The organism is Coprococcus intestinihominis, assembly GCF_040096555.1.
Classification (GTDB): domain Bacteria; phylum Bacillota; class Clostridia; order Lachnospirales; family Lachnospiraceae; genus Coprococcus_A; species Coprococcus_A intestinihominis.
The window spans coordinates 1-9,169 of sequence record NZ_JBBMEK010000126.1 but is presented as its reverse complement, the minus strand read 5'-3'; the positions used below and the strand labels follow the sequence as shown (position 1 = coordinate 9,169).

Genomic DNA, 9,169 nt, shown 5'->3' with positions numbered 1-9,169 from the left:
TATTGCAGATTTCTTTTTGAAAAGCTTTTTCCATATTCTTTTGTAAGTTCATCCGCTAATAGATTTTACCAAACGGCAGTTTTCAAAAAAACTTATCTGTCAAAGATTAATTTCTCCCACGGTTCATATCCTGCCATGTAGCCGAACTCTTCCCCATTCCTGAATCCTTCAAGAAGTTTTTCTTTTACACCATCTAATATAGCTTCATCAATATCTCTGAACTTCATATGCTTATATAAACCAGACTTTCTAAAATCATACATAGTACCCACATTATCAAGAAGATGTTTTACTACCTTATATGTTCCCTTTACATCTTTCCCTGCACATACAATATCAAGCATTGGCGAATACTCATTATATTTTCCCATTTCCAATGTATGAGCAACTGCCTGTACTTTCCCTGACAGAAATCTCGCATAACCGATATCATTTTCCCGCAATGCCAGTCCAGCCATTGTGGAAAGCACAAAATTAAGTGTACTAAAGCCAGAAAAAATAACATTTTCATATTTCTCATATGCTTCTTTGATTTTCCCCTGCTCCTGGAGTAATCTTCCCTGATAATAACTTTTCATAGGATCGTGTTCTGAAAAATAGTCCAGATATTTTTCCGCCTTGGTGTAATTCTTCTTACGTAAATAAAATCCAAATAAGGAATCTGCTGCATGATGCTGTATCTCTTCATTCTCATCATGTAGTGCCAGCTCATACCATGCGTTAATCTGCTTATCATATTTTTCCGGATTCGTGCATTTATCTGTTATTCTTCTTGCATCAAGCATTACCGCAGCCTGCCAGATAAGCATATTACAATTCGGATATTCCTTTATAAGCCTCAATGCCCATTCATAAGTCTTTTCATAGCCTTCTTCTGAAAACATCCTGTCCATCTTCCTGATAATTTCTTCGATTTCAGTATCTGAAAGATTTTCATGAAAAGAAAGTAATGTATCAAGCGAAATATCAAGCAGTCTCGCAATTGGTGCCAGCAATTCAATATCCGGCTTGGAATTACTATTCTCCCATTTGTTTACAGCCGGTGTCGTCACGCCTAATCTGTTTGCCATCTCCTCCTGCGTCATACCAGCTTCTTTTCTATATTTTTTTATAACAACGCCTATATCCATTTGCATCATCTCCTAAAAAATTCAAAAGCTTTTGTATCCTCAGCATATCAGATTCATATAGATTGCACAATTGAACAGTATTTAATTTTTATTCAATTTAATTAACCAGCAGGAAATGTTTTTCCCCTTGAACCCTTTGTTTATTCTATGTGGGGGCGCTTTTGCCCCCATTTTATCACTTTGGTGGCGCTTTCCGCCCCCACTTTATGATTTTGACGGCGCTTTTCGCCCCCCCCAAATAGTGAAAGTGGGGGCACTTTCTGCCCCCACTCAAGATATGTTGCTAAAATACAGTTTAGATTTACCGTACATACAAACTGAAGGTTTCTGTTCCCTATAAAAAATAATTTTTCGGGATTTACCAAATCCAAAAATGACGAGTTGCTAAACTCCATAATAAACCATTCACTCTTTCTTCCCAGTGTACCTCTTGGCTTTTCTGGTTACAGTCCCATCTGCATGACGCTCGATCTCATGCTTTTCTCCGATCCCCTTATACCGAATTGATCTGGATTCTATCAGTTCGAATTCTTTCAGTTTTTCACTTTCGATCACTGCCTCATTTTCTTCACCAACATGTTTTATGATACGATCTGTACCTCTCAGCAGAAAAAATGGCTAATCATCCAGTTTAAACAAATATGTAAATTCTGTTCCCTCTTCAAAATCTGAAACCTTAGGAAAAATCATCTTCCCATCCAATTTTACAAGCAAGTTTTCACCATCGAAGCAAAGAACGATATCGTCCTTGCAAGGTACGATATCGTTGTCATATTCATTATGTAATTTGTGTGGATAAATATCCTATATCATCATTTGTTCCTCCCTCCATATTTTTTCATTAATGCTTTATATCTGTTGGTGTCGCATTTATCACAATAATCATTCCGTCATATAATTCTGCTGGGACATCATTGATTCTGTAACTATTCGGTAAGATCTTATTCAAAAAGCTATAACCCTCTCCGAGTGATCCCATCAGCATACTCTGATTGATAATTTTCTTTATTTCTTCTGATTTCTGCAGTTTATTAAAATCAAGATACGTCATATCCATCCCAAGAGCATGCGCTGTATTTGCCAAAGGGTCAGCAGAATAAAATTTTCGTGTAATTCTTTTTCCATTTTTTCCAGGCAAATTGCATTCTGTTTTGTAAAAATCTGTGCCAATGACAAAATAGTCATCACCATATTTTTCAAACAGTTCTTTACCCATGAATGTAGTATATGTACTCTTCTTCGCCACATGTCCGTTATGCCCCGAAATCATAAGCATAGATTCGTTTCCTTTCTGAACATGCTCATAAATCCAGTCGATGTTTTCAGCCATATAATGATCCCTTATTTTTGCATAATCTACATTTGACGCTTTACTAAGCTCCTGATTTTGCAGATAACATCTCGCTGCCTGCGCATACATTTCCATCCCCGGTATATTCTTTAAAGTTTCCGCAGCATCTTCCATATCGGTATACTGCATCTTAAGTTCTGAAAATGCTTCATCTACACATTTTTGATCCAAGTCGGAGTTTTGCATATCAAACCCATAAAAGCTTAACATCTCTTCCGGTTTTGCCTGTTTATTATAATCTGCCATATAGCGAATCAATGCCCTCATTTCATCCGTCTGGTAAATATGAAAAGCAAGTGCTTTCACTGCATCATCTTCCGTAAATTTCCCCTCACCGTGTATATATTGATTTACCAATAAGCATCCACCATAATCTGCTTCTAAGGCAAAGGCCTTGCAGTTATATTCCTCGACCATTTTTCTAAACAAATCAAGCTTTAATTCTTGAAATTCTTTATTTCCGTGGGTCGCCTCTCCAAGAGCGAATATCTTTACATTTTCCGGTATCGCAATATCATCGATTTCCTCTGCAACTTTCAGAAATTCTTCATTATTTACCTGTGTTCCGGAGTTCATGCCCCCATAAGATATATATCTTATGAATGCCATGATTGCAGCTCCAAATAGAAACGCCACTATTATCTTTCCAATATATCGCTTTTTTGCATGATCTTTTTTCATCCGTCAACCAACTCCTCTCATCTTTTCACGCTTATAATTTCGAAAAATCTGACACCTGCATAGGTGCCGTCCGCTAATTTATATACCGTTGTCGTGTCGCCGCGGAGATTCACAATCTCTACCACATCCGCTCCCGGATAACCCGACTCAGCTTCATCATCTCCACCCTTTCCTGTTTCGCCCTCGCCCTGGGACCAGCAAAGCAAGAGCCCCTTATATTCTGTGTACAGGAAAGTCCCGTCATCCGTTTTCTCAGCCGTAAACTCCATTTTCATGGAGCTTTGGTCAAAGTCATTGGTCATGTCGGCGGAGAGAATATCGCCACTCAGCAAATATGTACCGGTTCCGCCCTCCGCTCCAATGTGCCATGAGATATGGCCATCGCTTGTGATCTCCATGCTGCTGCCGAACTCCATAGCGCCGGGGATCGCCTCCATAGCGGTGGCATTGTCTTTTTCATCTTCCACCAGATGCCACGGGCCAACCAGATCGTCCGCTGTCACGGCATCCGGATTATTATGCTCCTGCACCGGTGGCGCGATGGAAACGGAGGTGTCCGTCGTTTCCCTGGTAGGAGCCTCAGCGGGAAGGATTTCTTCTTCCACAGTGGAATTCGACGGCTCCGGTGTCTCCGCCGGTTCCGTACTCGCAGGCACTTTTTCCACATCAATATGGATGCTGCCCTTTGCCTTCTGCCCCGCGACGACGATTGCGTAGGGACCGTCCACAGGAGCCTCCACGGTAAATTCCTTCACTGTTCCATCCCCCTGGTAAAGCGCGGTTCCGTCCGGTGAAGTGATCTTCATCTCCAGCGACCCGTTCACCGTCTCGAATAAAATTTTGAGCGTATCACCCTGCTTCAGCTCCAGGGTGTGGGTGTCCGTGCCGTTCATGGTTTTGACATCCAAGTGGTAGGAATCCGCGTTCTTTGCGTTGCTGCCGTCAAAGGCGGAGCTGGACGCGCACCCGGCCAGAGATAGCAGGAGGGCACAGACGGTTATAACGATAACGAAAAATTTTTGCTGTTTCATAATGGTTTTCTTTCCGGATTCAGATTTGGTTTGATTGAACATGATCAAGTTGCTATTTCTTATCCATATTCATCCGAATCACATTAAAAAGGTTTGACAGCAATATACACACTACTGCGATTGCCAATGGTGTCGTGGTCTCATTTCCGTCAAAAATGCTGACGCATAGAAAGATTGCACCCGCTACGATCAAACCTAAACTTGCTATGATGAAAAGTTTATTCAGTATTTTTTTCATTTCATTTTCTCCTCTTTCAAAAAATCTTACTCATGACTGCTTAGCGCATGTCCCGGTTCATCAGATCAAAGTCAATGTACTGCCCGTTCAGCTTGAAGAAGGCCGGGAAGGTACACAGCTTGCGGAAGCCGAACTTCTCATAGAGCCGGATGGCACGGAGATTGTCGCTTCGGACCTCCAGATTGATCTGCTCAAAGCCGTTTTCAACAGCAAACGCAAGAATGGCTTCCATGAGCGCGGAGGCGGCCCCGCAGCCCCAATAGGCTTTTCGCACGCTGATCCCGAACTCGCCCCGATGGCTCATGCGCCTCGGCTTGCGGTTCAGACTGGCATCTCCGATGATTTGACCGTCCGCCCAGGCAAGATACTGCACATTGTCCTTTGAAGCGACCTGCACGGCCAGATACTGCGTTTCCGCCTCTACATCCAACGGTACGCCCTCCGGGCCGAAGCTGAGATTGTCCGTCTCTCCACCGACGCATTTCAAATAGTCCAGCAGGGCGGCGGCGTCCTCCGGCCGCGCCTGCGTAATCATAAACGGTGCCTTTTTCTCCATACTCACTTATATACCTCCAGGTTTGATCCGATATTTCGTTTCTTTATATCCGCTTCTCCGGTAAAAACGCTTTGCGCTTTCTCCTCGATTTGGGAAAGGGCAGCCAAAACCTTTTTTATATTCTCCTCTCTTGGGAGAATGGTATGAATGTTTACCTCCGGATGCTTTGCAGCGAACGCTTTCAGGAAGTCCAACAGGTTGTCCTTCGTTTTCATGTAATCCTCGATGATCACGCTGTCGCTGAATCCGAGCTGTTTCAGCAAGATCGCGGAAACCACGCCGGTTCTGTCTTTTCCCGCGCCGCAAAAGTACAGCACATTGCGTTCCGCCTTCAAAATGACGCAAATAATCCGCTCCATCTGTCCATCTATCATCTTGATATAAGCATCGGCAACAGAATCCGGAGATTCTGGTACGACTCCGCCCCCGGTAACAGGCAGATGATAGTAGGTAAACCCGCTTTCCGTCTCCAGTCTGCACGGCTTTTGCGCATATTCCGTCTTTTCCCGCAGGTCAATGATTGTAGTAACGCCATTTTTTCGCAGCCAGCTGACTTCTTCATCCGAAAGGTTCCCCGGATAATCGCTTCTGATATACCGCAAGGTTCTCGTGGGCAGCGCTCTCGTATTCCTCGTTGATTTCAGCAAAGAACCCATACGGCTGCCCTCCAATCCTCCTTTTGGCAAAAATTCATTGGTATCCTCCTCACAATTTTTTACGCACATACCGACCAGCAGTCCGACGAGCATCCCCATAGACAGGGTGACGCCGATGTACTCCGGGAAAATGGTGCCAACGGCGGCCCCGAAGCACATCCCCAGGCTCATCCCCATGGCCTCATAGCCGTTTTTCTTTTCCTGCTTCTTTTTCTTTTCTGCCAGTCCGGCTAAGAACACAGCAAAGCGATCCCGGTCACCACCAGCGGCAGCGCCGCCATCATAAAGTCACGCATAAATTTTCACTACCTTTTTCTTTTAAGACACCACTGCGCAAAGACCGCCTGACGGCTTTGTGAGGTGTTGCCTTTACTCTACAACAAAATCTGTCCAATCAATATGGTTATACACCATCCTTTATCGCCGCCCAAGATAGCGGAATGTATGCCGCTTGTATTCCCGGTACGCCGCGCCAAATGTTTCCTCCAGATACCGTTCCTCCTGCAAAATTTGTAAATGCAGCATCACAATGGCAAACACTGTAAGCGGCACGGTCAGCAAGTTACAGTACATCAGCATCACACCGATATACATGAGGTCAAAGCCGAGAAAGGCCGGATTGCGGCTGAACCGATAGATGCCGGATGTGACCAGCTCTGTGCGATCCTGATCCGGGATGCCCGCCCTCCAGCTATCCTTCATACTGAGAACGGAAAGGAGAAAGATCAGATCACCGATCATCCCGGTGCCAAAGCCGGTAAAGCGAGCGTTTGTCGCAAGGCAGCTCCAGCCTAACGCTATGGACAAAAGCTGTGCAATCACAACGCCCAGCGTGGCCATGCTCATCAGTAGTTCCACTGTGTGAATGGACTTTTCTTTCCGCTGTCCGATTTGCCGCGTCCGGATGCCGCGGCGCTTCTGCGCCAGCATCTTGGCAAAATATATGCCGTAAAACACTGCCAGCACAAAAAGGGCAAGCAGGGAATAAGGGAGAAGTTCTTCCATCGGATATTTCATTATGCAACTCCTCAAATGAATCTTGTTTTAGCCATGAGCAAAACGCAAGGCGACCTGTTACTTTTTTTGATTCTTCCTTGTGCAGGCCACTCGGATAAACGGTACAAGCAGCAGAAGACATACCAGAACAGAGCCGCTCAGCTGCCCGTAGGACATCCACACGTTTGATTCCGGCGGGCAGGGATAGATCACAACCACAGCCACCCGGAAAAGCCAAAGCGCCAGTAAAAAGCCGTAGAGATAGAACGCCTCCGGTTTTCCTGCAAACACCATTTTGCCCCACAGGATCACGGTAAAGTGCCACAGCCCCACCAGCAGGCTGATCACCGCTCCCACGTAGTACATGATTTGATACTTTTTCATCGGTTTTCATCTGCCTTTCATATCCGGTTCTCTTTTGCGAGCAGTTATTCGGAACAGATAGAGGAAATAGACCAGCAAGACGATAAACTGTACCGCGCCCAGAAATATCTCAAACTGCGCGGAAGCCTCCCCGCTGATGAAGGAACAGAAGTCATGCAGAGCGTGGAGCAGTACGCAGGGGAGAAGACTGCCGCTTTCAGCGAAAATCAGGGCAAATACCATTCCGTAGACCAGGGCGAAGCAGATCTGGAGAACTGTTTCCCCCAATTCCGCGCCGCCAGCTATGTTCAGGAGATGGCTGAACCCGAATAGAACGGATGAGATTATCATTGCCTTTCCCTCGCCGTGCCCCAGCCACAGGCCGCAGATGATCCCCCGAAAGAAAATTTCCTCCGCCATACCGATTCCAAACGTCAATAACAAGTTTGCTAAAATCAATGCCGCACCACCGTTAAAGTTTATTCCCACCGTAAAAGGGGAAAGGGCAATGAGCAAAAGCGGCGAAAAATAGAGCATTCTCTTTGCCGCCCCTTTTTCCGCACTGCGAAATCCCAGCTTTGAGATTCCTTTGTATCGGATGATGGAATTCGCCAATGTGATAATTACAAGCCCCCAGATCACAGCACCCCTGATCAGCGCGGAGGGAATGCCCTCTATTCCCGTGATCACCACGATTGCTCCTTGCGCGAAAAAGAACAGCAGCAGCACAAGCATTGCCCCGGCGGTTTTCAGTACGATTCTGTCTTTCCGTTTCATTTTGAGCCTCCTGTCCCATTCCCCGGCAATGTGCCAAAAGAAGTTCTGTCAATGCGATCTGTCTTCCACAAAATCGGAAACCGCTTCTTTGATTTCCTCTGCGTGTCCCGTCAGCAAATGCCCACCGCTTTCAAAGGAAATGAACGTGCAATTTGGGAATCTTGCTACCGCCCTCTCCGTTTCGATGTAGCTTGCCAGCTTATCGTCCTTTGCGTGGAAAATCAGCGTGGGAACCTGTAAATCCTCAATCGGATACTCCCCAAAGTCCCTCGCCATATCGGGGTTGGTAACGGAAGCGTCCAGTATCACGCCGACTTTTCTGTCGTTTATGGGCAGCATACTGTAAATGGTGGACGGCTCCATCCCCATGATCGGCTCAAACATAGGGGTTAACAGGAACATGATGTAATCGTTGCACAGGAACGGGGGCGGCCCGGCATATTCGGCATATTTCTCCGGCTTCTCCACAGGCGGCATGGCGGAGCAGTATAAAATCAGACCCTTCGTGCGCTGGGGATAATCAAGGGCAAATCGGATCGCGACGCTGCCGCCTGCCGATGTGGCCAGCAGGTAAACCTTGTCAATGCCCAGCTTGTCCAGCAGCTCCACATAGGCCGCCGCCTGCCTGGCGGGCGTTCCGTCGCCGGAAACGTCGCTTCCCAGGTATCCGAACCGTGAGGGAGCGATGATCCGATAGTCGGAGCAAAAGTCCTTACAGGTGTCATAAGCCTGGTCATAGCCGCCGAAAATGCCGTGGACGGATAAAATCACCTCGCCCTCACCCGAATCGACATAAGTTATATCGCCGTAGCTTAATGCCGCCGTCTGAGCATTGTAAGCGGCAAGACGGTTTTTGCTTTCCCTCACCGCCGCGCCGCATCGTATCCCCTGGACAATGAAATACATTGCCAGGGCAAGGAATACTCCCCCCACTATGTAACTCCACATTCGCTTACACCTTCTCTTTTCAGTCACTGATTTCGTAAAATCAAGCCTCCAGACACTTCGCCCGCTGAGCCAGCTGTTCGATCAGCCAGTTTACGATTTTCGGCTGGTCGGTGTTGGAGTTGTGCCCAGCATCTTTGAGCCATTCCAGGGGAATTCCGGTGTCCTCATGCCACGCCTTGTTGTATCTAACGCAAGACCCCGCCTTGTCCTGTTCGCCGCAGATGAGCAGGGCGGGGCATTTGATTTCATAGGGCAAATCCCGCTCCACCGCCTCGGCAAGGATTCGGAAGCCGTGACCGGCAATCTTTGCGTAGCGCTTCTGGTCGCCGTCATACACCAGCATCATGTCCCGCATCAGGTTCCTTCCGTATTCCGACAGGGCAACGCCCTTTGTCCCGGACTTTAAGAGGGCCTTCCACGGATAGTAGCGATAGACTGGCTC

General features: G+C 46.6%; 11 protein-coding genes. All 11 read right to left on the bottom strand.

The window, feature by feature from the left end; all coding sequences use genetic code 11:
• Positions 1–92 precede the first annotated feature (92 nt).
• Positions 93–1,130 carry a helix-turn-helix domain-containing protein gene (locus tag WMO25_RS10435; RefSeq protein WP_349085271.1) on the bottom strand — a complete coding sequence of 346 codons (1,038 nt, stop codon included), beginning with the start codon at positions 1,128–1,130 and terminating at the stop codon, positions 93–95.
• Positions 1,131–1,535: 405 nt separating this feature from the next.
• Positions 1,536–1,685, bottom strand: a complete 150-nt coding sequence (locus tag WMO25_RS10430; RefSeq protein WP_349085270.1) for a hypothetical protein — start codon at positions 1,683–1,685, stop codon at positions 1,536–1,538.
• Positions 1,686–1,971: 286 nt separating this feature from the next.
• Positions 1,972–3,090 (bottom strand): erythromycin esterase family protein, encoded by a 1,119-nt coding sequence (locus WMO25_RS10425; RefSeq protein ID WP_349085268.1) that lies wholly within the window; start codon positions 3,088–3,090, stop codon positions 1,972–1,974.
• 89 nt (positions 3,091–3,179) lie between these two features.
• Complete coding sequence (locus tag WMO25_RS10420) at positions 3,180–3,986, bottom strand: hypothetical protein (protein WP_349085266.1); 807 nt, start codon at positions 3,984–3,986, stop codon at positions 3,180–3,182.
• A gap of 485 nt (positions 3,987–4,471) precedes the next feature.
• Positions 4,472–4,987: a GNAT family N-acetyltransferase gene (locus tag WMO25_RS10415; RefSeq protein WP_349085264.1), complete on the bottom strand. Its 516-nt coding sequence runs from the start codon at positions 4,985–4,987 to the stop codon at positions 4,472–4,474.
• 2 nt (positions 4,988–4,989) lie between these two features.
• Positions 4,990–5,883, bottom strand: coding sequence for a tyrosine-protein phosphatase (locus WMO25_RS10410; protein WP_349085262.1), 894 nt, complete (start codon positions 5,881–5,883; stop codon positions 4,990–4,992).
• A gap of 177 nt (positions 5,884–6,060) precedes the next feature.
• Complete coding sequence (locus WMO25_RS10405) at positions 6,061–6,660, bottom strand: methyltransferase family protein (RefSeq protein WP_349085260.1); 600 nt, start codon at positions 6,658–6,660, stop codon at positions 6,061–6,063.
• Positions 6,661–6,717: 57 nt separating this feature from the next.
• Positions 6,718–7,023, bottom strand: a complete 306-nt coding sequence (locus WMO25_RS10400) for a hypothetical protein (RefSeq protein WP_349085258.1) — start codon at positions 7,021–7,023, stop codon at positions 6,718–6,720.
• Between the two features lie 6 nt (positions 7,024–7,029).
• Positions 7,030–7,779 (bottom strand): CPBP family intramembrane glutamic endopeptidase, encoded by a 750-nt coding sequence (locus tag WMO25_RS10395; RefSeq protein WP_349085256.1) that lies wholly within the window; start codon positions 7,777–7,779, stop codon positions 7,030–7,032.
• A 48-nt stretch (positions 7,780–7,827) separates the two neighbouring features.
• Positions 7,828–8,712 carry an alpha/beta fold hydrolase gene (locus tag WMO25_RS10390; protein ID WP_349085255.1) on the bottom strand — a complete coding sequence of 295 codons (885 nt, stop codon included), beginning with the start codon at positions 8,710–8,712 and terminating at the stop codon, positions 7,828–7,830.
• A 55-nt stretch (positions 8,713–8,767) separates the two neighbouring features.
• Positions 8,768–9,169 (bottom strand): alpha/beta fold hydrolase (locus WMO25_RS10385; protein WP_349085254.1); only part of this gene is annotated, 402 nt, incomplete at its 5' end.